General features: G+C 43.9%; 16 protein-coding genes and 1 pseudogene. 4 read left to right on the plus strand and 13 right to left on the minus strand.

Annotated features, from left to right (window positions below; translation table 11 throughout):
• The first annotated feature begins 3 nt into the window (after positions 1-3).
• The 3 genes and pseudogenes from L5M71_RS17290 to L5M71_RS17300 all read left to right on the plus strand — a co-directional run bounded on the left by L5M71_RS17290 (position 4) and on the right by L5M71_RS17300 (position 3,041).
• Positions 4-222: a YnbE family lipoprotein gene (locus L5M71_RS17290; protein ID WP_028759774.1), complete on the plus strand. Its 219-nt coding sequence runs from the start codon at positions 4-6 to the stop codon at positions 220-222.
• 24 nt (positions 223-246) lie between these two features.
• The gene (locus L5M71_RS17295) at positions 247-582 is read left to right on the plus strand and encodes a YdbL family protein (RefSeq protein WP_106650697.1); all 336 of its coding nucleotides are present in this window, start codon (positions 247-249) and stop codon (positions 580-582) included.
• A 1,254-nt stretch (positions 583-1,836) separates the two neighbouring features.
• Positions 1,837-3,041: pseudogene (locus L5M71_RS17300) on the plus strand (IS4 family transposase).
• Between the two features lie 426 nt (positions 3,042-3,467).
• On the opposite strand, the gene L5M71_RS17305 reads toward L5M71_RS17300, so the two are convergent.
• The 13 genes from L5M71_RS17305 to L5M71_RS17365 form a co-directional block, all read right to left on the minus strand.
• Positions 3,468-4,001 (minus strand): cell division protein ZapC, encoded by a 534-nt coding sequence (locus L5M71_RS17305; protein ID WP_105252649.1) that lies wholly within the window; start codon positions 3,999-4,001, stop codon positions 3,468-3,470.
• A gap of 200 nt (positions 4,002-4,201) precedes the next feature.
• Positions 4,202-5,221: a quinone-dependent dihydroorotate dehydrogenase gene (pyrD, locus tag L5M71_RS17310; RefSeq protein ID WP_263207796.1), complete on the minus strand. Its 1,020-nt coding sequence runs from the start codon at positions 5,219-5,221 to the stop codon at positions 4,202-4,204.
• A gap of 63 nt (positions 5,222-5,284) precedes the next feature.
• Positions 5,285-10,129 carry an NAD-glutamate dehydrogenase gene (locus L5M71_RS17315; protein WP_028759769.1) on the minus strand — a complete coding sequence of 1,615 codons (4,845 nt, stop codon included), beginning with the start codon at positions 10,127-10,129 and terminating at the stop codon, positions 5,285-5,287.
• A gap of 264 nt (positions 10,130-10,393) precedes the next feature.
• Entirely contained in the window at positions 10,394-12,709 is a 2,316-nt protein-coding gene (locus L5M71_RS17320) for an efflux RND transporter permease subunit (RefSeq protein WP_113940560.1), read from the minus strand.
• A gap of 36 nt (positions 12,710-12,745) precedes the next feature.
• Positions 12,746-13,762 (minus strand): WD40/YVTN/BNR-like repeat-containing protein, encoded by a 1,017-nt coding sequence (locus tag L5M71_RS17325; protein WP_263207801.1) that lies wholly within the window; start codon positions 13,760-13,762, stop codon positions 12,746-12,748.
• A gap of 54 nt (positions 13,763-13,816) precedes the next feature.
• Positions 13,817-15,181 (minus strand): DUF1329 domain-containing protein, encoded by a 1,365-nt coding sequence (locus tag L5M71_RS17330; RefSeq protein WP_198572303.1) that lies wholly within the window; start codon positions 15,179-15,181, stop codon positions 13,817-13,819.
• A 13-nt stretch (positions 15,182-15,194) separates the two neighbouring features.
• Positions 15,195-17,234: a DUF1302 domain-containing protein gene (locus tag L5M71_RS17335; protein ID WP_263207803.1), complete on the minus strand. Its 2,040-nt coding sequence runs from the start codon at positions 17,232-17,234 to the stop codon at positions 15,195-15,197.
• 338 nt (positions 17,235-17,572) lie between these two features.
• Positions 17,573-17,788: a DUF2835 domain-containing protein gene (locus tag L5M71_RS17340; protein WP_028759764.1), complete on the minus strand. Its 216-nt coding sequence runs from the start codon at positions 17,786-17,788 to the stop codon at positions 17,573-17,575.
• Positions 17,789-17,831: 43 nt separating this feature from the next.
• Complete coding sequence (gene pepN, locus L5M71_RS17345) at positions 17,832-20,381, minus strand: aminopeptidase N (protein WP_263207805.1); 2,550 nt, start codon at positions 20,379-20,381, stop codon at positions 17,832-17,834.
• Between the two features lie 84 nt (positions 20,382-20,465).
• Positions 20,466-22,511: a carboxy terminal-processing peptidase gene (prc, locus tag L5M71_RS17350; protein ID WP_263207807.1), complete on the minus strand. Its 2,046-nt coding sequence runs from the start codon at positions 22,509-22,511 to the stop codon at positions 20,466-20,468.
• A gap of 28 nt (positions 22,512-22,539) precedes the next feature.
• A complete protein-coding gene (gene proQ, locus L5M71_RS17355; RefSeq protein ID WP_028759761.1) occupies positions 22,540-23,169 on the minus strand; it encodes an RNA chaperone ProQ in 630 nt (209 codons plus the stop codon).
• A gap of 280 nt (positions 23,170-23,449) precedes the next feature.
• Positions 23,450-23,908 (minus strand): GAF domain-containing protein, encoded by a 459-nt coding sequence (locus L5M71_RS17360; RefSeq protein WP_028759760.1) that lies wholly within the window; start codon positions 23,906-23,908, stop codon positions 23,450-23,452.
• A gap of 17 nt (positions 23,909-23,925) precedes the next feature.
• Positions 23,926-24,225 (minus strand): YebG family protein, encoded by a 300-nt coding sequence (locus tag L5M71_RS17365; RefSeq protein WP_263207809.1) that lies wholly within the window; start codon positions 24,223-24,225, stop codon positions 23,926-23,928.
• 207 nt (positions 24,226-24,432) lie between these two features.
• Here L5M71_RS17365 and L5M71_RS17370 point away from each other — a divergent pair, with 207 nt between their 5' ends.
• The gene (locus L5M71_RS17370; protein ID WP_173496834.1) at positions 24,433-25,065 is read left to right on the plus strand and encodes a paraquat-inducible protein A; all 633 of its coding nucleotides are present in this window, start codon (positions 24,433-24,435) and stop codon (positions 25,063-25,065) included.
• Position 25,066 lies beyond the last annotated feature (1 nt).

A 25,066-nucleotide genomic window follows, 5' to 3' on the forward strand; every position in this document is an offset into this window, starting at 1 on the left:
TCAGTGAAGATAATTCAATTACAACAAATTAGCATTGGTACCCGAAGCGCGCTTATCGCATTGGTAGCCCTAGCCTCATTGCAGGGCTGTACGCCCACAGTCAAAATAGAACCGCCGGATAAACCTATCGTTATCAATCTCAATGTGAAAATTGAACATGAGATACGGATCAAAGTAGATAAGGAATTAGACCAACTCCTGTCAGACGATAAGCTGTTCTAATTAATTAAGAATTGAGGAATCACCATGAAATCAATCCGACTAAAAACAAAGTTATTATTGCTATTAACCCTCAGCTTTTTAAGCCTAAGCGCCTTTGCCATGTCACTTCAAGAAGCTAAATCACAGGGTTATTTAGGCGAACAAGCCAACGGCTACTTAGGATTAGTGCAAGCCAATCCCGAAGCCAAAGCCGTGATGGACGACGTAAATAACAAACGTCGTGCCCACTACGAAACCATCGCCAAGAAGAACAAACTCTCCCCCGCCGACGTCGCTAAACTCGCCGGTGAAAAAGCCATAGCCGCCACAGATAAAGGCAACTATGTACAAGATGCCAAAGGCAAATGGATTAAAAAATAATCCGCTTTTTAAGGTTCTAGCGCGTAAAAGCAAAACGAATAAATATAAACAAAACGCCTGCAGTAGCAGGCGTTTTTATGGGTGGATTTGTCGGTAACTGGATAGATGATTTACTTAACTAAAAGCTAACTGACGACAAAATAATTAATATTAATTTTCATTGCTTCCCCAGTCACTCGCCTTCCTATTTCTAATAAGAAGCATCCCACATTAATACAACAATTTTTCATGCCTGTAATTTGCCCACATGACATAACCTAAAACAATACAACCTGATAGCAAAAGAAAAACTCTGGTATTTTCTGTGTCAGGGATAGCTTGAAAGACAGAGTTTAGCCATAACGGGAAAAATATTCCAATAGGGATAACAGTGACGATGAACAATGCAGAAATAAAGTAGCAAATAAGAATGTTGCCGATGCCACGTGGTTTAGGCCATCCAAAGCGCAAATTCATAGATTTATGCAATTTAACCAAAAATGTAATCGTGGCTAGGTAGATTATGATTCCTACAATAAACAACAATATATCTATCATGTTCAATTTGGCTTATAACGCCGCTATCAATTGCGGCAAAAAGTGGAGTAAGTGAAGCGAACGTAACTTTTTGACGTCAATTACATAGCTTGGTTAGGCTTCCGTCACTTCTAGGATTACACTGGTCTGAATTTTTGGGTTCCAGTAAAGTCCTCCACCATATTTAAAGTGCTCCTTTACTGCACTCAGTGTTTCTGTATGAGACTCAAATATCGTGAACCTAGAGCCTAACTTTGTATAGTGCGCATGCGCGTTTACCTCATTAGACCAGTAAAAACGCGCATGGTTAACTAACTGTAATAAAAGGAACTTATCAGCTTTTGTTTAGATATACCATCAGGAAAAACGCGCATGCGCGTTTTCAAAACCTATTGTCTCAAGCTGTCAAAAAATAAGTTGTTGATAATAAATGCTATATACATCGAAAAGACCGAACACCAACAGATTTTTGCTTTTAGCGCTGCACAGACAACACTAAAAAATCAAAGTAAAACACCGTTAAATGTAATCTCTAATCTTTCAAATCTATAGACTACGCAAATGCTAAAAGGTGCGCCATGGTGATTGGCGAGACGACCGTCCGACCCATGGACGGGGCGGTCGAGCACTGAAGAATCCCCTGATGATTTACATATAAATCATCAGATTGGAGTGAACTTGCACCTTGAAGTGTGATCTGATGGAAGTGCGAACAAACATCAATCACAGGGCTTCAAGGTGCAAGTGTTAACTATCTTACATCAATCTCTCTATCAACATTGTCCAGAAATCCATCAAAAGCGACTCAATACCCTCATGGTTGCTTGCCGAGCACTTATCAACGCGGATTGCCTCACCCTAACGCATTTAGGGCGGCACATTGATGGCACCAGCACTCATACTAAGCACTCAATAAAACGCATGGATAGATTGTTGGGCAACCCGCATCTTCACCATGAAAGAATGGCTGTTTATCAGTGGCATGCAAAGTGGTTGCTAACAGCACATACGATGCCGACAATATTGGTGGATTGGTCAGATATGCGTGAAGGTCGTGAGCTTATTGCGCTACGCGCCTCTATCGCTATCAAAGGTCGCTCTATCACGCTCTACGAACGAACATTTCCGTTAGTGCTGCAAGGCACTCAAACCGCCCATAATCAGTTTCTTAATGAACTCAGAAAAGTATTACCTGACAACATCACCCCGCTGATAGTCACTGACGCGGGCTTTCGTAATCCATGGTTTCGAAAAGTCGAGCAGCTCGGTTGGTATTGGCTGGGTCGCGTTAGAGGATTGAGTGTCTATCGGCCGCATCCTTTCGGTCGCCAATTTTCACTAAAAGCGCTTTACCCCCACGCGCAAAACATGTTGGGCGGGTAGCGTTATCGGTAAAGAAACCTTTGTTATGCGAGATGGTGTTGTTCAGAGCTCAAAGTAAAGGTAGAAAAGGTCAGCGAAGTACGACAACAGACTGTCACCATACGGCGCAATGGATGTATGAGTTGACCGCCAAAGAGCCTTGGGCACTGGTGACTAACTTGACCATGGAAGCCATGCCGCCTCAAAAACTGGTCAATATCTACCAAAAGCGGATGCAAATAGAAGAAACCTTTAGAGATTTAAAAAGTCCCGCTTATGGCTTTGGTTTACGTCATAGCAGAACACGTTACGCGGCGAGAATGGATATACTGCTATTAATAGCATTATTGGTGCAACTGGCATTTTGGTGGGTAGGATTATATGGGGAAACACAGCAATTACAGCGGCACTTCCAAGCAAACACGATAAAGAAAAGGAATGTGCTATCAACAATCAGGATGGGCAAAGAACTGCTGCGGCGACGGCATGATTACCCCATATCAGCAGATAATTTGCTTTGTGCTGCGAAGAAACTAACTGAACTCTCATTAACTCATGGTTGTTGGGGTTATGAATTATGAGGGGATCCTACAGGGTCGAGCATCCAAGGATGGACTGGCTGCGTGTCGGTGAGTCAATGCCATGGCAAACCTATCTATGTGGATCAAGTGAGCTTATTATCAGTAAGGAATCAGTTCACTTTATGATGCTGGCAATCCATGACGGAATATTGTGCTCACCAAACTGCTCTGCATACTTCTTGGCCTCGTCACTCTCCTTCTATTTGATAGAAAAAGCTGAGCCGAGTTTAGAGTAATAAGACTCACAAATTATCGTTGGGTAGCATTCGATAGAAAGGTGTTGAAGAGTCACGTGACTAATTTTAGATAAAAGCTTTCTTAGCAGAAAAGAGTACGGATAGCGCACTAATACTATGGAGATTTAAGCGAATTATCGGCTAATAATAGATATCAAAAACCAATAATGACTATTGATCTACAACTACGCTATGCCGCAACCACGTGGCGCTGTGCACGCAGTGGGTGTAAGCGATTATGCATCACTTTGATGGTTTCAAACTGCACCATAGTTTTCGCGCCCGACAAAACACATTCAGGTGACAATAACATCACTAGCGCGGACTGTAGGGTATTTTCAACCACGAGGGCGAGTACTCTTTGCTTTTGGCATTTTAGCTCAAAGACTTTACCTACATCGCTATAAACACAGACATCACTGGTATCAAAAAACCATGATTTAGGCATTTGTGGTGTCAGCATAAAATGGGCTGCGGTGGCATTGAGGGCGATTTGCACAATAGCAGCATCGGACAAAGACAGGGTTTTAGGCAATCTATCGAGTAAGTTCATATAGAATTTGGCGTGCGCAATATTAAATTCCATGCTTGATAAGGCATCTGGAATGAGTAATTTTGCTTTATAAGACGTCAGAAATTCTATCTCGGAACCTAACGATACGCCTAATACACCATACGAATCGTTATATTTCCATTGCCAATCTTTTTGCGGCATTAATAACATAACGGTGACCCAATATTTGAACACTGGGACATAATAGTAGATATTTTATCCAATATCAAAATAAAAATAATAAAATACAAATTATTTAACAGTTACTTAGTCGATCTATTGTAAGATCTTAACAGCGATCTAAGGATCGTTTTAGATCGCTGTTAAAGAATAAGATCTTATTTTAGATCGTTATATTAATCCTAAGATCATTATTTCAAGCGGTATGCATTCACTATTTCTTTAATTAACTTCGGACCTTGATAAATAAAACCTGAATAAATCTGAACCATAGTCGCGCCCGCATCAAATTTGGCTAAGGCATCTTCAGCGCTATTAATACCGCCCACACCTATGATCGGGATCTGCCCTTTCAAACAAATCGCCAATTGCTTAATCACTTTAGTAGACAGCTCAGTTAAGGGTTTGCCGCTTAAGCCGCCGCTTTCATTGGCGTTGGCAAGACCGCTAACACCATCACGCGTTAAAGTGGTATTAGTCGCAATTGCGCCATCAAATTTGTTTTTAATCAAAGCTTGCGCGATATTTTCAATTTCTTCGATGGTTAAATCTGGAGCAATTTTAAGCGCGATGGGCACGTATTTTTTATGCTTTTCGGCCAGCTCAAGTTGCTTGGTTTTAATTGCGCTCAATAATTCATCTAATAGATCGCCATATTGTAGCGATCGTAATCCTGGGGTATTGGGTGATGAAATATTCACCGCAATATAAGCCGCATGGAGATAAACTTTATCCATGCAGATCAAATAATCGTCTTTACCTTGTTCTACTGGCGTGTCTTTATTTTTGCCAATATTGACGCCAACCATAATATCGGTCTTTTTAGCGATCAAATTTTTGACCAGATTATCGACACCCTTATTATTAAACCCCATGCGATTAATGATGCCTTTGGCAGGCTTTAATCTAAATAGACGGGGTAAATCGTTACCAGGCTGTGGTCTTGGGGTAACTGTACCCACTTCAATATGACCAAATCCCATCGCATGAAAGGCATCAATCGATTCGCCGTCCTTGTCCATACCGGCAGCAAGTCCCACTGGGTTAGGAAAGGTCAACCCCATAAAGCTGACAGGAGCGGGTGCAATCGTTTGTCCATATAGACACGTTAACGGGCTATTGGCGGTCATTTTTAAACTGCCTATAGCAAGATGGTGAGCTCGCTCAGGATCCATCTGAAACATGACTTTCTGTGCGATTTTATAAAACATGTACTTTCCTCGACCTAAAAAAAGCCCCGGCGATCGCCAGGGCTTCTGATTGTTATAATAAGTTTACTTTTGGCCTTCGCAATGAAGGATCAGAAGGTTAAGTTCACGTAGGGCGACAGAGAACTTAGCAAACTCATGAATTTGCGACGTTTTAAAGTCAGCTAGCATATGGAACCATCTTTCCAATAAGCCTTGATTTATCTCAATCCACTGAGAAATCACACTTTCGGCATCACAGGTTGCACTGCAGGTTCTTAAGACCACTGAACTTAATGCACGTTGTTGCCAATCTAACTCTTCCCTAAAGGCGGCACGAGCCAGTGCTTGCCAATGGTTCGCTACAGGTTGAGCGCTGATCTGTTCTAAGAACCAATGCAGCTCAACGCGGGCGCCGAGTTTGAAGTAAGTTTCAGCCACTAATGCCACTGTCTTATCTTCTGTTTGCGCAATTTGGGCAATGTCTAAGGCAGAGAACAAGGTGCTCATGTTAGCCACAATCGTTGCCACAGCTTGTGGTACGTTTTCTTTGACCAAGGCATTGATCTCAGATTGGATACCTTTCGCTTCTTCTTCAACCAGATATAAATGAACATTATCTTTAATTTGTTCAAATACCGGTTTGAAGAAAGCAACGGTTTGTTCGATGCTCCAAGAGCGGTTACGGTGACGTAGGAACCAGCGGCTAGCACGACGCATATTGCGGCGTAACTGATGCAGCATTTCACCTTGAACCACAGCCGGAACTATGCCGTTTAAGTCAGTGATCGATTTAGTTAATTCAGCTAAACCAAATACTTCGCGAGCCATAGTGTAACAAATTGCCGCGTCGGCAACTGAGGCACCAGTCTCATCTTGCATACGTTGAACAAAATTCAAGCCCATGTCGTTAACGAGTTCATTGGCGAGTGAGGTCGCAATGATTTCGCCACGCAGTGGATGGGTTGCCATTTTGTCGCTGTATTTTTCCTGAAGTTTTTTCGGGAAGTACGCGATAAGCAGTTGGCTTAACAGAGTATCTTCAGTGATTTCTGGGGTCACTAATTGCTCTTTCAGCACCATCTTCGCATAGGCAACCAATACTGATAGCTCTGGGCGCGTTAATGCACGACCACTGGCTAAACGTTCAGCTAGCTCGTCGTCAGACGGTAAGAACTCTAACGCTCTGTCTAACTTGCCTTCTTTTTCCAGATACTGGATAAAGCGGATCTGCTCTTTTAACTGCTCAGCACCGCGCACTTGAGTCACAGAGATAGTACGAGTTTGATCTTTACAGTCTTGTAGTACGATTTGGCCGACTTCTTCAGTCATTTCTTCCAGTAAACGGTTACGCTGCTTAAGCGTCAGTTCACCTTCAGTCACCATAGCGTTCAGCAAAATCTTGATGTTCACTTCGTTGTCTGAACAGTCCACACCACCAACGTTATCCACGAAGTCAGTGTTGATGCGACCGCCATTAGACGCATATTCAATACGACCTAACTGAGTACAACCTAAGTTACCACCCTCGCCGACTATCTTAGCGCGCAGTTCGCCACCGTTGACACGTAGAGCATCGTTGGCACGATCGCCGACTTCAGCGTGGGTTTCCCGTGAAGATTTCACATACGTACCGATACCGCCGTTCCAGATCAAATCCACTGGCATTTTCAGCAGTTCTTTCATCAGCTCAGTTGGGGTCATAGAGGTTTTCTCTGTGGCCAACATTTGCTTCATCTCTGCCGATAATGGAATGGATTTAGATGAACGGAGAAAAATACCGCCACCTTTAGAAATCAACTTGCTGCTGTAGTCTTCCCAGCTTGAACGTGGCAGAGCGAATAAACGCGCCCGTTCATCATAACTTAATGCCGTATCCGGATTTGGATCGATAAAGATATGCATGTGGTTAAAGGCTGCAACCAGTTTAGTGTGCTTAGACAACAACATACCGTTACCGAATACGTCGCCCGCCATGTCACCTATACCTAAACAGGTAAAGTCTGTGGTTTGGCAATCAATACCGACTTCGCGGAAATGACGCTTAACCGATTCCCAGCCGCCTTTGGCCGTGATACCCATTTTCTTATGGTCATAACCGTTGCTGCCACCCGATGCGAATGCATCACCGAGCCAGAAGCGGTATTCGAGGGAAATCGAGTTCGCGATATCAGAGAATGTCGCTGTGCCTTTATCGGCTGCTACCACTAAATATGGGTCATCTTCATCGTGACGAACCACATCCAATGGATGGACGATTTCACCGTTCAAAATGTTATCGGTAATATCGAGCAAGGCACGGATAAAGATGCGGTAACATTCTTGACCTTCGGTGAAGAAAGCTTCACGGCCGCCTTCCGTTGGCAATTGTTTACAAACAAAGCCACCTTTAGCACCCACAGGCACAATCACAGTGTTTTTCACTTGCTGTGCTTTTACCAAACCTAATACTTCGGTACGGAAGTCTTCACGGCGATCTGACCAACGCAGACCACCACGAGCCACTTTACCGTAACGTAAATGCACACCTTCAACCCGTGGCGAATAAACGAATATTTCGAATTTCGGCAGTGGACGTGGCATTTCAGGGATCAGTGAAGGCATGAATTTAAACGAGATATAACTCTTAGATTCGCCTTTGGCATCCAGTTGGTAGAAGTTGGTACGCAGAGTGGCGTTAATCAAGTCTAAATAACGACGAATAATACGGTCATCATCTAAGCTAGACACTTCGTCTAAACGTAAATTGATCTGCTCCAAAAACTTGCCCAGAGTACGAGTTTTCAGTTTAGGGTTAAATTTACGGATGAACATCTTCACCAACAAATCAGCGATTTGTGGGTAACGACCGAAGGTTTCTTCAATATATGACTGACTGAAAGTCGCATCGATTTGACGCATGTATTTCGCATACGCGCGCAATACAGAGACTTCACGGCCGGTTAAACCAGATGCCAGAATAATGCGGTTGAAGCCATCATCTTCTAACTTCTTTTGCCACACTTGTGACAGTGCAGTTTGGAATCTATCTTGGCTATCAGCGATGTTATCTGTGTTGACGACTTTAACTGTCATCAAGAAGTCTAAGATCCAGAAGGTAGAACCGTCTGAAGTCGTGACTTCATATGGACGCTCGTTGATCACGCGCAGACCAAAGTTTTCGAGCATTGGCAACACGTCAGATAGATGAATAGGCTCATCTTTATGGAATAGCTTTAAACGCACTTTGTTGTCGTTCAGCGCCGCTTCCTGCGGTTGATAGAACAACATGCCGAGCTTGTGTTCATCATCCAGTGCTTCGAGCTGTTGCATGTCAACGACGGCAGAACTTGGCAATACGTCTTCTTTATAGCTTTGTTCAAACGCATTGAAATAACGCTTAGTCAGATGAGTGCCAGCTTCTTCGCCGAGTGCACTGTTAAGCGCAGTGCTTAACTTATCTTCCCACGAACGTGCCGCTTCTATTAAGTTGTTCTCTATGGCAGCCACATCTACATCCATATTATTGTTATCAACTTTGACTATGTAGTGAGTGCGGGCTAGCGTCGACTCGGAGAAATAAGTCGTAAACTCTACATCTTCTTTGCTGTTAAAGTGCTGGGCCAGAATACGTTGAGTATCTTGGCGGAGTTTAGTGTTGTAACGATCCTTAGAAACGTACACTAAACAGGATAAGAAACGGCCAAAGCCATCTTTGCGTACAAAGAGTTTCAGCTTGTCTCTGTCTTGCATTTCTAACACGCCATGGGCCATGTGCGATAAATCATCAACATTGGCTTGAATTAGCTCGTCACGAGGTAAATTCTCAAGGATGTTTAGCAGGGCTTTATAGTCGTGTGAACGTGGGGTCAAGCCTGAACGATCTAACACACGCTGCACTTTTTCATTCAGCAGCGGGATTTCACGTGGGCTGCGGTTATACAGGTTTGACGCATATAAACCGATAAATCTATCTTCGCCAATCACATTGCCTTTCTTATCGAAACGCTTAATACCAATATAATCGACATAAGCTGGGCGATGCACGCGGCTCTTAGCACTGCTCTTAGTGAGGATCAGTAAGCTGTGATCTAAGGCTTCTTTGCGGGCACTATCGGAGAAGCTAGATAACAACAAACCTTGCTCAGGTTGCGCTTTAGTGTGCTTGTTCATCAAACCTAAACTAGAGGCAATATTAGGCACTAACTCAACGTCACCTTCGACACGCTTCAAATCGTATTGACGGTAACCTAGTAGCGTAAAGTGATGATTATTCAAGTAAGTCAGGAAGTTAATCGCTTCTTCTAACTCTTGCTTATCGCCCGGGAACGGACGTTTTGGCAATTCCTTGATCATCTCAGCCAACTTGGCAGACATGACTTCCCAGTCGTTAACTGATGAAGCGACATCGGCAAGCACAGACTGAATTTCGCGCTCTAATGCTTTGATATCGACCGTGCTGCTTTGACGGTCAATTTCAATCAAAAATACGGCGACATGCTCAGTGCTTTCAGGGCTCTTATTAAGATAAGTAACATTTGTCACACCACTTTCTGAACGCTCAATCGCCAGTGGAGTGTGCAACATCATGTGAGCAGTAATCCCCATACGATTCAATGCCATACCAACTGAATCGACCAAGAATGGCATGTCAGGTTGGATAACTTCAATGATCGAGTGAGTAGATTGCCAGCCGTGTTTGGCTTGGCTAGGATTGAACACTCTCAGATGAGTGTTACCTTTTGGTGTTTTGTTCAGGGCGTTCCATAAACTGAGAACCGCACCGTATAAATCACTGTCATTACGCGCATTGAGATCGTCTTTCGACATGTGGGCATAAAGGCAGGTGGCGAACTGTTCAACTTGCTTGGCTTGTGAATTAGGGACTTTAGCGTGAATTAAACTGACTACATTTTCAAGTAGTACTGAAGGCATTGCATCTTTCAAGGCCATGTTGCTGTTTCCTTAAGCGTCTATGGCAGCGCTTTTTTCATTATTTGGATGCTTCGGCTTAACAATCGCAGATAAATTAATGTGATCTAGATCGTCGCGCGAAGTTTATTACTAAAACCGCTGTATTTCGAGGAAAATTTTAGTGGTACATCCTCTTGAAATCCAGTATTGGCGTAAACAAGGAATGACAAATGACCAAACAATCGATAAAGCAGACTAAGTATTCAAAAGTAAATGGGGAGCTTAGCTCCCCATTTGTAGACTCTACTTAGGCTGGCGCCAGAAAATGGCGGCCAATGCAGGTAGGATAATTATGGCACCGAGCATATTTACCACAAACATGAATGTTAACAATATTCCCATGTCCATTTGGAATTTAAGCGCCGAGAAGAACCAAGTACTGACACCAATCGCCAATGTAAGGCCAGTAAAGATCACCGCACTACCCCGTTCGACCAACGCCTCATAGTAAGCCTGTTGCACTGGCATACCATTTGATAGCTTAGACGACATAGTCGAGAGGATATAAATACCATAGTCTACACCAATACCAACCCCCAGCGCGATGACAGGTAAGGTACTGACAGCTAAGCCAATATCGAGCTGAGTCATCAAGGCTTGTGCCAGTGTTGACACGACATATAACGGAATAATGACCGCCACAGTGGCTTTAAAAGATTTAAAGCTGATTAAGCAGAGTACAAACACGGCACCATAGACGTATATCATCATAGGTAACTGCGCCTCGGCCACCGCTTCGTTAGTCGCTGCCATTACACCCACAGGACCCGACGCCAGTTTAAACTGCAATTTCTCGTTGTCCATTTTCGCGGCGACGGCTTTGACCTTAGCGACCACAGTTTCTATGGTTTCGGCCTTGTGATCTTTCATAAACAGATACACAGGCATGACAGAACAATCGCCATTTAATAAACCTGAAGTCGTGGGAATTTGGCCAATGGCCTGTACTAAGCTCGCCGTTGTACGCGGCAACACTTCCCATCTTGGATTACCTTCGTTGAAGCCTGCATTCACTTTTTTAGCGACCGACGCCAGACTCACAGTCGACTCCACCCCTGGAGTATTGCGTACTAACCACTCAAACTGATCAATTTGAGTGAGCACATCGTGGTAAGTACAGGCTTCAGGTGCTGCCTCAACAATCACAGTCATCACATCTGTGGTGATAGAGAAATGATCTGTGATGAAGAAGGTATCGAGGTTATAACGCGAATCTTGATGTAACGCTGGCGCGCCGCCCTGTAAGTCACCAATCTTCATCTGATTAGCTTGTTGCAGACCCACAAAATACAACACCACAGTGGCAATAATGACTACCACAGCATATTTAGGTGTTGCAAAACGCGCCATGAAGCGCCAAATAGCCTCAGTTCGCACTTCTTCAGCGGTCGGTTCTGCGTGTTTATTGACTTTGATTTCAGTAAAAGAAATCACCAAAGGCAACAGGATAAGGTTAGTGAAAATGATCACGCCCACACCGAGCGAGGCAGAAATCGCCAGCTCGCGAATAATCCCAATATCGATAAATAACAGGGTAATAAAACCAACAGTATCGGACAGTAATGCCACACCACCCGGCACTAATAAACTACGAAATGCCGACGCCGAAGCCGCTTTTGTCGTTTGCCCGTCGAGCACTCGACGCCGTACAGCGTTGATGATCTGCACCCCGTGGCTCACACCAATGGCGAAGACTAAAAACGGTACCAGAATCGACATAGGATCGAGACCGAAACCTATCACAGTCAATAAACCAAGCTGCCAGACCACAGCCGTTAAACTGCAGACCAGTGGCAGCATGGTCAAGATGATGGATTTAGAAAAGAGGTAAACCATGATGGCAGTGACCAAAATCGCGATCACGAAGAACAGCAACACGCCCTTAGCGCCATCAGCCACATCCCCGGCCATTTTGGCGAAACCTATGATGTGAATTTTAACCTTATCGGTTTCGAACTTGCCCCTAAGCTCTTTTTCTAATTGTGCAGCAAAAGCAATGGTATCAAGCGGTTTACCCGTCTGTGGATCAAAATCCATTAATTGAGCCGACACCATAGCCGCACTGTAATCGTTGGCAATTAATCGGCCGACAATCCCTGCTTTTTCAATATTATCGCGAACCGTTTCTAACCCAGACACTGAAGTTGAAAAATCCGCTGGAATAACAGGCCCACCAGCAAAACCATCCTCAACGACTTCAGTAAAACGAGTGGAAGGCGAAAAAATTGATTTCACCTGCGCACGGTCAACCCCTGGAATAAAAAACAGCTGATCATGCACGTTTTTTAAGGTATCAAAATAGTTAGCATTAAAAATATTACCGCTGGTATCCTCAACCGCCACCATGATGCTGTTGGCACCACCAAAATCTTTTTGGTGTTTCAGGTAGGTCTGCATATAACTGTGCTGCAGTGGAATATTTTTGATAAAAGCCGCATCCATTTTGAGTTGACTGGCCTGATAGCCAAAAAACAACGTCAAAAACACAAAAATGCCGACGACCCATGCGCGATTGCGAAACAAAAATGACTCAAATCCGTTGACCAGTTTTTCTAACATCTTCTCGGCCCTGTTATTTATTGTAGTTTTAAAATTTTATGGCTTAAGAATAAACAGCCCTTGGCTGCCGGATAACCACACATTCCCTTGATTATCCTTCGCAATAGACACTAAGTTTTCCCCTTGGCGACGAGTCACGATACTGCTACTGTCGTCCTCATTTAGCTTGATCACTATCCCCGCATTTCCCACTAAATATAGCGCGTCGTCAGAAACAACCATGGCACCGTTGATTGAGGATTGCACAGGCAGTTCTATTTGATTCCATTGGCTTAAACTCACATCAGCTTTGAATATATGACCGCGAAGGCCCATCACATACACAGCATTTTTCGTTTCTACGGCGTTAAACATAGAACCATCGTAATCAAAATTGGTACGCGTAAATGTTTTACCTTGATCGCCAGAAACAGCGACTAAGCCCAGCTCGCCAACCAATAATAAACGTCCATCGGTTAAGGTTAAAATACGATTAAAGTGCGGCAATAATGAAGCGCGCGCACTCAAATAGGCCGATTGATCGCTGCCTTTTAACTCCGCCAAATAAGCCACATCTTCTTCAGCTAAAAGCTCCTCATGGAACTCCTCGCGCCATTGGGCACCGCCATCATTGGTACGATAAAACAAACCGTAAGCACCAATGGCAATACCATTGTTTTCGTCTAAAAACACCACATCGAGGAAAGGCTTTTCAATCTCTGGCGAATGCATTTGTAACTGCCAAGTTTGACCGCCATCCTGAGTATGTAAAATGGTTGCATCATGACCTACAGCCCAACCGCGTTTTTCATTGAGGAAAAAGACTTTGGTCAGCTGTGAACTCACGGGCGTTGCCACTTGATGCCAACTGCCGTCATACACCAGAGCATGGCCACGTTCACCCACAGCCACTAAACCTGCGCCTACGTTGGCAATATCTAAAATCAAAGATGAAGCAGCAAGAGGTTGAACTTGAGAAAAAATCGGATCAGAGGGCGTTGCAGATAACGTAGAAGGAAAAAAAGCGCCACCGAAACTTAATACAGCGACACACTGAAGGATGCGAAACGACATACAAACTTCCTTAAACTAATGAGGGGCGCTAAGCGCCCCTTTGTACGTGGCCTATTAACGGATACCTTCACGACGCAATGCATCGGGGGTAAAGTTAGCTTCAGTCAGTTTGGCATCGAAGTTATACATGCCACTTTGGTTGTCTAAGCCCATAGCGAGATAACGACGGGATTGCAAATCATGGAAGACTTCTAAAGTATCCCACTGTGCAGGTACTTCGTAGTAATTCAAGCCATGTGCAACGGCCACACGATACAACTGATCACGGTTGTCGTAGAGATCGGCGATTGACACTTGCCATGAATCTTCATCAAGGTACATATCGCGCACTTTATAAATGTGGCGCATACCGTCTTTCAGCGTCGCCCTCACTTGCCATACGCGGTGTTTTTCCCAACGAACGTACTCAGGATTCACATGACCAGGTTTCAATATTTGGTCATATTTCAGCTTATCCGAATGCAGTTTGTAATCGTTGTACGGGATATAAATTTCTTTTTTGCCAACCAGTTCCCAGTTGTAACGCACTGGGGAGCCGTTAAACATATCGAAATCATCTGTAGTACGCAGACCATCTGACACTGTACCCGGTGTATCAAAAGCCACGTTCGGCGCTTTACGTACTCGACGTTGACCTGTGTTATAGGTCCAAGCTTGGCGGGGAAGCGCCTCTTGATCCATGGTTTCTTTAACCAATAAGGCTGTACCTGCTAAACGTGCAGGCTGAGTCACCACTTGCTTAAAGTAGAACAGCGTATTGCTGGCTTTAAGCTGATCTAAGGTAATTTCTGGACGAGAATATTCGAAGCGAATTTCCTCAGCCGTTTCCACTAAGCTATAGCTACCATCGGCTGTAGGTGCAGCTTGGCTACGGGAAGTTTCGATATCGATACCACGAAAACGCAAAATGTGGTTCCAAATTGCTTCTAAACCATTGGCAGGGATCGGGAATGGAATACCAATAGCCGCGCCAGAAATACCATTGCCCTGTGCAATCAGTTCAGCACGAGTCGCGTTAACTTTAGTCGCATCGTAAACGAACTGTGGTACAGAGGCGCTACGGCGAGTCTTATACACATTCATCTTGTAGGTATCAGGATAAAGTTCGAACAGCTTCATCTGACCCGGCGTTAAAAAATCTTTATATTGCGCTTTGTTAGCATTGGTAATAGTAAATTCAATCTTATCCTCAGGGAAAGGATCTGGATGATGCATCCCTTTGGTATAACCCGCCACAGGCTTAGTGATACCTCCATCCCACGCAGGAATAGAACCATCAGCATTACCTGCTTTTTCAGCACCTAAAGGGGTAAGTTCATTGCCAAGTTTTGCCGCATCGGCTTCTGATATCTTAGCCATAGCGACTGGCGCTGCGAACGCCAGCATGACTGCACTCGCCAATATCGTCAGTTTCTTCATTGTTTGAGTCCTTTTAGATCGAATACTTGATATTGAATGAAACATAATCACGATCTGCCATCGCATTCGTCGTACCGACACCGCCAAAGAAATTGTTATAGGAGATATCTGCACCCCAACGGTTTTGATAGTCGAAGTTAACGCCTAGCGCGACAGACTTACGTCCTTCCGTGAACAGGAACATAGGATCAGGTGTAATACCATCAACGTCATGGGAGAAAATCACCCGTGGAGACATATTGACCCCAGCAAATACGTTGTTGAAATCCGCCTTTCCAACTAAACGGTATCCCCAAGCAAAGTCGGTTGGGAACGGGTTAGTTTCAGGACCGTTGTGCAAGGCTTGAATGATGCCGGGCATATCTGGGTTGCCGCCAGAACGTGACGTACCTGGACCATTGAGACGTAGCTCATCAAAACCTGGCATATCATGGATCCACACGCCACCCACTTCGGCCAACATAGTCAAGTTATCTAAACCTAACGTTGGACCAAATAAATGGGTGAAAGTCATCTGCGCCTGAGTGGTATCAAGACGGATAAAGCCATCCACGGTTTCACCCGGCTTAACATCTTTAATCTGTGAAATACCATCGAGATCTGGACGAAGACCAGCGTTAGCTAACTGCTGTGGCATACCGGCAAACAACAATTCTACGTCATCGATTTGCAGTGGTTCATCCTGACGATGGGCAATTTCAGCCGCGACAGAGGTATCACCAACCAAGGTATTGAAACTGACACCGTAGAGTTTAATATCTTCTGGGTAGACGATTTGCGCCTTAGAGAAGCTCTTAAGATTGAGCAAGAGTTCACGGTTGATGTTGCCCGCGTTCTGGCCTAAGGTCACCAGATCTGACGAGATTGCACCCTTGCTAAAATCTGCGGCAGTACCACTGATAAGTGGACGACGGCTATGGTAGTTCATGAAATAGAGACCAAATTCGGTTTCACCCAGTGAAGGCGCGTAATAACCCAGCTTAATGCCATATTGGCCATCATTGCTCGGTTCAGCCTCATCCTGTACTAACGTCACTTTGGTTGGATAAGCTAACGCCATTGCCCCCAACTGATCTCCCGTAAGTTGTCCGCTGGTAATCATACCCGCTAAACGCGCATATTCTTGCATCACAAAATCTAAGTTGATATCGGGGTTAGCATTAAACCCAAGCTGAGCGTTTTGAGCGTAACCACCGAAACCCGCAAAATCATTAGTCGCAAAGATAGATCCCGGTGTTGGGACCCAAATAGGTTGCCAATCATATTGATAAAATGCTTCAACGGTTAACTGTTCGGTAAGACCAAGAGATGCCCACACCATGCCTTGAGGTCTGAATGCTTCTTTGAGTTCAGCCCCTGGCGCATTAAGTATGTTCAAGTCAACGGCGTTGATTTCACTGATCCCATGGGAAATCAGTGTACTTTCACCCCATGAGACCACTTGTTTACCTACACGAATAGATAATGGATTAGCGCCATCGTTGAGGTCAAAGTTGCCATACACAAACGCATCGAGTAGACGAATATCTTTACATTGAACTTCTGAAGCACGGTTATCTTCGCAAGGGTCAAACTCTTTGCCCGTTAGCGGATCATTAAAATCATAATTACCGTAATTGAGTTTACGATCATAGAAATACATACCACGGGCAAATAAACCGTAGTTTTTGTATTTCAACGACAATTCATGCAAACCTTTAACGATTTCGGACGTAGTATCGCCTTGAGAATAAAGTAAATTACTTAAATCATTGTTACTGGAATACGATCCGGGCTGTGCCCAAATCTCAGCAGAAGTGTATTTAGTATTGCCAAATGCGCTGTAATTAGACCAATCGAATTGGGGTTGATTAACCTTACCAATTTGACCTTCCCAATCGCGCTCCCCTACACGCCAGCTCGCACCAGCAGTCCAAGTTGAGTCAAATGTGCCCTCAACCTCTCCCCAATTAAAAGATACTGCATTAACGCTTGGGATCATTAACAAACTCAATGCCGACGCCACCCCCAAAGCAAGCGCCGATTTGTTAAAACTATTTTTAACAATTTTCATTTTAGCTCTCCGTACCCTGCTGGATTCTTTGTTTTAGGAATTACAACCAACATCTTGTTAGCTCACAGGTAACATCATTGTTACAGCAATTAATCCCCTTGAGCAAGGCGCAGTTAGAGAAAATTTTCTAAAGAATTAAGCATGTAGGTACATTTGTACCGATAACTAAAAAGGAGAGATTTAAATTAGCGAAAAGCGGAATAGGAATGAAACATAAAAACACATTAAAAAATCATATAATTCATTAACATATTTAAAAATAAAATATCACAAAGCGAGCTTAGTAATCAGCCGACCGTTTAAAGTAATTACTCTAAGTAAAGATAAACAAATTAAGACTAAACTCGATTTAATGAAACAAATTGTCCCTTGTCATCTAAAACCAATTTGAAATAGCCTTGAATGCCATTTTCGGTTAAAAAACGCCTAAAATGACGGCCATTAATCCACAAAATCCGCCCTTGAGTTTCACGAACCTCGACTTTATCGGCAAGCCCTTGATAATAAGGTAAGAAATCTCGATAGCTAATCGATAGTTTGAAATACAGTTCCATAATATCAGGGCAGCACAGACTGCTGCCCTCCTCCTACAAACTGCTATTTTGCCAATGCTTTAGAGACTTTTTCGTACATATCCTTAGATAAGTCAGGCAAAGCCAAAAGTTGCCCTAAACAGGCTTTTATCAAGGTTTGGCGGCCTAAGTCGAATTTATGATACTGGATCAATGGCGTCACCATACGGGCCGCAACCTGCGGATTGAGCTTATTAAGGGTCATTAAGCATTCGGTTAAGAAAGCATAACCCTTACCGTCTCTACGGTGGAATTGATAAATATTACCGGCAGCAAAACTGCCCACTAAAGCACGCACTCGGTTTGGATTGCTCATACTAAAGCACTTGTGTTGCTGCAACTGACGCAAACACTCAATCACATCATCTGCATCACGGGTCGCTTGCAACATAAACCATTTATCCATCACTAATGGCGTATCCTGCCAACGTAGCTCAAATGTCGTCATCAGTTCATCACGACAAGGTAAATTCCCAACATTGGCTGCCGTCAACGCACCAAGAGAATCCGTCATATTACTGGCGTTATCGAACTGAGAAATCACTAACCCCTCGGCCCCATCCGACACCCGAGCTAACCAAGTTAAACACTGATTTTTAAGGGCTCTTGCCTGCGTACTCTCTACTGCGACTAAAGAACGATATAGCGCAATCAATTCATCTTCACTATGTGAAGCGAGCTCTATTAGTACAAATTCACGTGCTAAAGCTAACGCATCTAGATCAACACTCTCTGTTTGCTCAATCAAAGCCGAAGCCGTAGGTATCGCTAATATTTCGGCGATCAATGCCGGATCAAGCTGAATGTCTAACAACACACCTTTAAAACTATCGCGCACCCGGGGATCGAGAGCCATAGCTTGTTGCTGTTGTAAACTCGCCACATTTTGCCAAATCGCTTGGCTCACTAAGGTCACAGAAGCTTCCCAACGCGCCACTTCGCTGCTAGCAAAACGCATCAAGTGAACGAGTTGATCCACATTGAATCGATATTGTAATTTGACGGGCGCGGAAAAGTTTTGCAGTAACGAAGCGACGGGTTTATGAGTGAGTCCATCAAAGCTAAACATTTGTTCAGCTTGAGTAAAATCGAGAATCTCATTCACTAAAGAATGGCCCTTCGCATCTAAGAGCTCTAAGCTAAACGGAATATGCAGCGGTGATGCACAGTTCGCTAGACTTTGTTTAAGGGTCAATTGATAAACGCCCGTTTGCGCATCAAAACTGTCCATCGCAGTCACAATCGGCGTACCGGCTTGGCTATACCATAAACGGAATTGGGTTAAATCCACTCCGCTGGCATCTTCCATTGCCGCCACAAAATCATCACAGGTGACAGCTTGGCCGTCGTGGCGTTTAAAATACAGTTTCATTCCCGCCTGAAACTTTTCTTCGCCGAGCAAAGTGTGCATCATGCGGATGACTTCAGCGCCCTTGTTATACACAGTCACAGTGTAGAAATTATTCATCTCAATGACAGATTCTGGACGAATAGGATGGGACATAGGGCCAGAATCTTCTGCAAATTGCTGATTCTTGATCACTTTAATTGCGTGAATTCGATTCACAGCACGAGAGCCTAAATCTGAGCTAAATTCTTGATCGCGAAAAACCGTTAAGCCTTCTTTCAAACTTAACTGGAACCAATCGCGGCACGTTACGCGGTTTCCTGTCCAATTATGGAAATACTCATGACCTACAACCGATTCAATGCCGTGATAATCCTCGTCGGTGGCCGTTAAGGTATCTGCAAGCACATATTTAGTGTTAAAGATATTTAAGCCTTTGTTTTCCATCGCACCCATATTGAAAAAGTCGACGGCCACTATCATGTAAATATCTAAATCATACTCAAGATCAAAACGGCTCTCATCCCATGCCATGGATTTCTTAAGTGATGCCATCGCATGGTGTGCTTTATGTAAATTACCTTTATCAACGAACACTTGCAGGATCACTTTACGGCGACTGCGAGTAATGAACTCATCTTGCAATAGATCAAAATCGCCAGCGACTAAGGCAAATAAATACGCTGGTTTTGGAAATGGATCTTGCCAGCAAACATAATGGCGTCCACCATCTAACTCACCTTGATCAATCAAATTACCGTTACTCAGTAAAAACGGGAATGCGGCTCTATCGGCTTCAATACGAACTGTGTATTTAGCTAATACATCAGGGCGATCAAGGAAATAAGTGATACGTCGAAAGCCCTCTGCCTCGCATTGCGTGCAGTAGGCACCATCGGACATATAGAGCCCTTCAAGGCTCGAATTAGCTTCAGGATCGAGCTTAGTGATAATGTTCAGCTCAAACTCATCAAGCTCAGTTTCTAGAACTAATTGACCTGCACTAACATGGTAAGGCACAGCATCACCATTAACAGTCAGCGAAACAACGGTCAAATCTTCGCCATCCAATACTAAGGCTTGTGCATGTTTTGAAGTGCGTTTTATACGACTGATCGCCTGCACTTGGGTTTCATTGCCAGCCAAATTAAAAGCTAAATCGATAGTCTCTATCGTAAAAAGTGGCGCTTGATAATCTTTTAAGTATTTTGCTTGAGCTTGTGTCATTTCGATCCCTTTAACGCTGATCTAAATAAGAAAAAACGCGCCATAAGCGCGTTTTGATATCGGATAAATCGACTCGACTAGTGCCTACTTAGCACTAGTTTTAGCCACTTTTTGCACATCAGCCATATCTAAGGTGATATAAGCGGTTTCGTCTAAAAATGCATCTGGCAATTCAGCGTCGTCTTTAATGTCTTCCATTGATTTAACCGGTGCTAAACCATTGGCGACTCGACGCTCGTTTGTTCTGTCGAGGACTTTTTTCTCATCGGCTTCACGGGAAGCAATACGCTCACTTTCAACCAGAGACACAGTTTTCTCTTTGTGATGCTTTTTAAAGTCGGCAATATCTTGATTGATATAGGCAAACTCTACGCTGTTTTTTATACGGTTAAGGTGCTTAGATTCAAGGCTAGTCACTAACTCAGGCGTAACATCATTAAGCGTACCATATTGCGCCATTGGCACTTTATCCCAAGGTAAAGCATTTTTCTCTTCAGCTTCACCGTACTCGCCCGGCTCCAACGCACTTGGGTAAGCAATGTTGGGGGTCACACCTTTAATCTGTGTACTACCACCATTAATACGGTAGAACTTTTGAATCGTATACTGCACATGGCCAATTGGCTTCTCATACATGTCGTAGATACGGCCTAGGCTCTTATGCTGCTGTACTGTGCCTTTCCCAAAACTCGACTCACCGACAATCAGTGCACGGTCATAATCTTGCAATGCGGCAGCAAAAATTTCAGAGGCTGAAGCACTGTAACGGTCAACCATCACAGTCAATGGTCCTGCATAACTGGTTTTACCGTCGTTATCACGATGCGCAGACACTCGTCCATCGGCATCACGAATTTGCACTACAGGGCCCATATCGATAAAGAGTCCCGTCAGCAGCACGGCTTCCGTTAATGCCCCCCCACCGTTACCTCTAAGGTCGATGACTATGCCTTCTACTTTGGCGTCGTTTAACTTCACTAGCTCTTTTTCAACGTCCTGCGACAAATTCATATAAAAACCAGGAATTTGGATCACGCCGACTTTGCGATTAGCATACTCGCCGTCTTTAGGTTCAATTACCTTAGAGGTTGCAGCTCTGTCTTCAAGGCGAATTTTATCGCGAACTAAGGTAACATCGAATGGCTTCGCATTCGAACCGCCTTTCTTCGGTAAAATTTGCAGTACAACTTTACTGCCCTTAGGCCCTTTGATCAGATCAACCACGTCGTCTAAACGCCAGCCGATCACATCAACAATTTCACCGCCCTCTTGACCGACGCCGACAATCTTGTCTTCTGGCGACAGTTTTTCGCTGCCCGCAGCAGGGCCGCCAGTAATTAAACTTTTAATGACAGTGTAATCGTCTTCGAGTTGCAGTTGAGCACCAATGCCTTCAAGGCTCAAGTTCATTTCCATTTGGAAACGTTCAGCATTGCGTGGTGAAAGGTAACTTGTATGTGGCTCAATGCTACGAGAGAAGGCATTCATCACGCCTTGGAACACGTCTTCACTGTTAGTTTGAATCAACCGTTTAATAGCGTTGTTGTAACGCTTTTGGAGGATATCAACAATCTCAGGCCATTGCTTACCTGTGAGTTTAAGATTTAGTGCATCGTATTTAACACGTTGACGCCATAACTCATTAATTTCTGTCTGGTCTTTTGGCCAAGCGGCCTCATCGCGGTCGTACTCATAGGCATCACCGGGCGCAGAAAAATCCATCTCTTTATCTAATAGAGATAAAGCATAGACAAAGCCTTCATAGCGGCGCTTTTGGACGATATCAAACATTTTATAGGCAGGCTCAAGTTCACCAGAACTGAGCATGTCATCGAATTGGGTTGCATAAGGTTTAAAACTATCGACATCCGCTTGGGTTAACACATTGCGGCGATAGTCTAACTGCTGTAGATAACGATCAAAAATTTGCGCAGAAAAGGCGTCATCAAGATTGAATCTATGATAGTGCGAACGAGTGTATAAGTCCGTTACCCTTTTGCTCGCAACCTTATGTTGCGCTTCCTGCTTGAGAGTGGGTAACTCGCTGATTTGAATCGTGGGTGGTACGGCCCAAGCCGAGAATCCGACAAAAACAGTGGCGATCGAGGTAGCCAAAGTGAGTTTTCGCATCAACAAGTTACTCCGTTTTAATAAATGATTACAGCAGGATATGTTCTGCTCTAACTTTAATCGTTAGGCCACTATCAAGCTGAACATGAATATCTTCCTTGTTAATGTCAGTAATCACACCGGCTACGGGTGTCATACCTAATTTAACATTGACGCGTTGTTTTTTCGTTAAATCAGTCAATTGTGCTTGAACATAATTTACGACTGGCGCTGCAGCTTTTGGTGCAGGCTTAGCAGGACGCTCAGTTTTAGGACGCTGAGGAACGGCCACCTTTTTAGGTGCTTTCTTCGCCGCAGGCTTAGGTGCAAGTGCTGCACGTTTCGCTTTGGCCTTATCCTGACTCTCTTTCAACATGGCTTGAGCATGATCAATGTGCTCTTGCTCTAACTCGCCGCAAGGTTCGCCATCCAGGTTTACGCGTTGTGCGCCCGCTTTAACGCACTTTAAATAGCGCCAGCTGCTGGTGTAACGTCTCAAGGCAACTCTGAGCTGAGTTTTACTGACTTTAGAATCATCAGCCAACCTTTCAGCCAAATCTTGAAACAATCCGATTTTTAATGGCTTAGTTTCACCTTCAGCAATAAAGCACAAAGGAAATGTTTCATACAAATACGCCAAAATTGCATTGGTGTCGGTCAACTTTTCTGTTGATTCCATCATTACTTCCACAGTCAAAAAGGGACATCGATTCGAGGTGATATATATCAGCTTCTTACATGTCGTTTATCTTCGTTAAACTCAATATTGAGTCAACGTACAAATTAGCATCCTAGCCGCGTTTACTAAAGTTAAAAAATATACCTTAACAAATTTTGACAGCTCAAAACACTAAGCTTATTCATTGCATGCCAATCAAACCAGCTTAATGCGTGCAGGCGCATATTATAAGGCGCACGCCACCGATTGCGACTATGAATTATGCGTTATTGTACGCAAATTAATCAAATAGGCAGTTTTCAAAACTTTTAACCAGTAATTCCAGCCCCTTTTGGTCTTCTTCATCGAAACGATCGAAGATAGGACTGTCAATATCGAGCACGGCAACCACGTTACCTTGCGCACGAACTGGCACAACGATTTCAGAATTACTGGCAGAATCACAGGCAATATGACCATCAAATTGATGGACATCGGCCACTCGCTGAGTTTGATTAGTGAATGCTGCTGTACCACACACACCTTTTCCTAACGGAATGCGTGTACAAGCCACTTTACCTTGAAACGGGCCTAATACTAGTTGTTCGCCACGCATAACGTAGAATCCCACCCAGTTCAGCTCAGTCAAATTATCATTGAGTAAGGCTGAAAAATTCGCCATCGCCGCAACAAGGTCGTCTTCCCCTTCCAACAAGGCCAAGGCTTGACGGTTAAGTGACTCATAAAATTTCGATTTCATTACATTTCCTAACAATTTTATTCTGCTGCTTCGGTCTTTTTAGCCGCTTTTTTCGCTGCAGGCGGATTCGTTGGCGTACTATTAACCTGAACGGCGCCTTTAAGCAAGTTCGTCAGCTCATCTTTATTGTTAGCAAGATAGAATGCGAGCTTTTCGCCCACACTTTCATCTATACCCAAATCAGCTTTTTGAATGAAGGGGATAAGGTTATCGGCGATATCGAGCATCTTATCGTAGGCATCAGCCTCCTTCTTAGATGTGAATGTCATCTTTTCAACCCCTTCTCTGACCACGACAAACTGTGTTATTACTGCCATGACTGCCCTCGCACTGTTTTTATATACAGTAACTAGAGTGACATAGATTGAACTTGTGATGCAAGTGTTCTGATTAATCTGATATTATTAGCGTACTTTCGTTGCCAAGATTATAAAAGCGCTAGACGTGGCTGAACAGCTAACTAGCACGACACTTTGCACCGATCTCGCTGTTATTACTTCTATTAGGCTAATATATATTTTTATATGCATGAAAACGCAGCAGAAAATTCAGTAACCCTATGCCGTTCCTGCGATTTAGCAGTCCGCAAACGAGCCTTGCCAAGCGGCGTTAGAGCACTCTGTCCTCGTTGCAGCACTGCACTTTATGACACGCCATACTGCTCTGTAAATGGTATGTTAGCCCTATGTATTTCAGCACTAGTGTTTTATTTCCCTGCCAATTTTTTACCCGTACTCGAGATCCACTTTTTCGGCAGTATTCGTACTACCACGGTTTTCCAAGGGGCATTTGCAGTATTTGACCAAGGCTATTGGGTTGTAGGTGTCGCCGTACTTGCCGCAGCTGTGATAGGTCCAGGCTTATTACTGTTATCGATATTGACACAGATTTTAATTGTAAAATGGGGGTTGAGTAGCCTTTTTTGGCGTAACTCATTGAAGCAGTTATTAAAATTTCATGGTATCTTATCGCAGCTCACTATGCTGGAAATTTATGTGATCAGCTTCTTAGTTTCATCATTTCAGCTATCTGATTTTTCGGACATTTATTTTGGTATGGGCACATTTTGCTTCACTATGCTGTTTCTCGTGACCTTGTTTCTACAAAGAGAATACGACTTAGAACATATGTGGACGTTATTGGAAGGTCATAGCTGAT

The organism is Shewanella sp. SW1, assembly GCF_025653545.1.
GTDB classification, from domain to species: Bacteria; Pseudomonadota; Gammaproteobacteria; order Enterobacterales; family Shewanellaceae; genus Shewanella; species Shewanella oncorhynchi.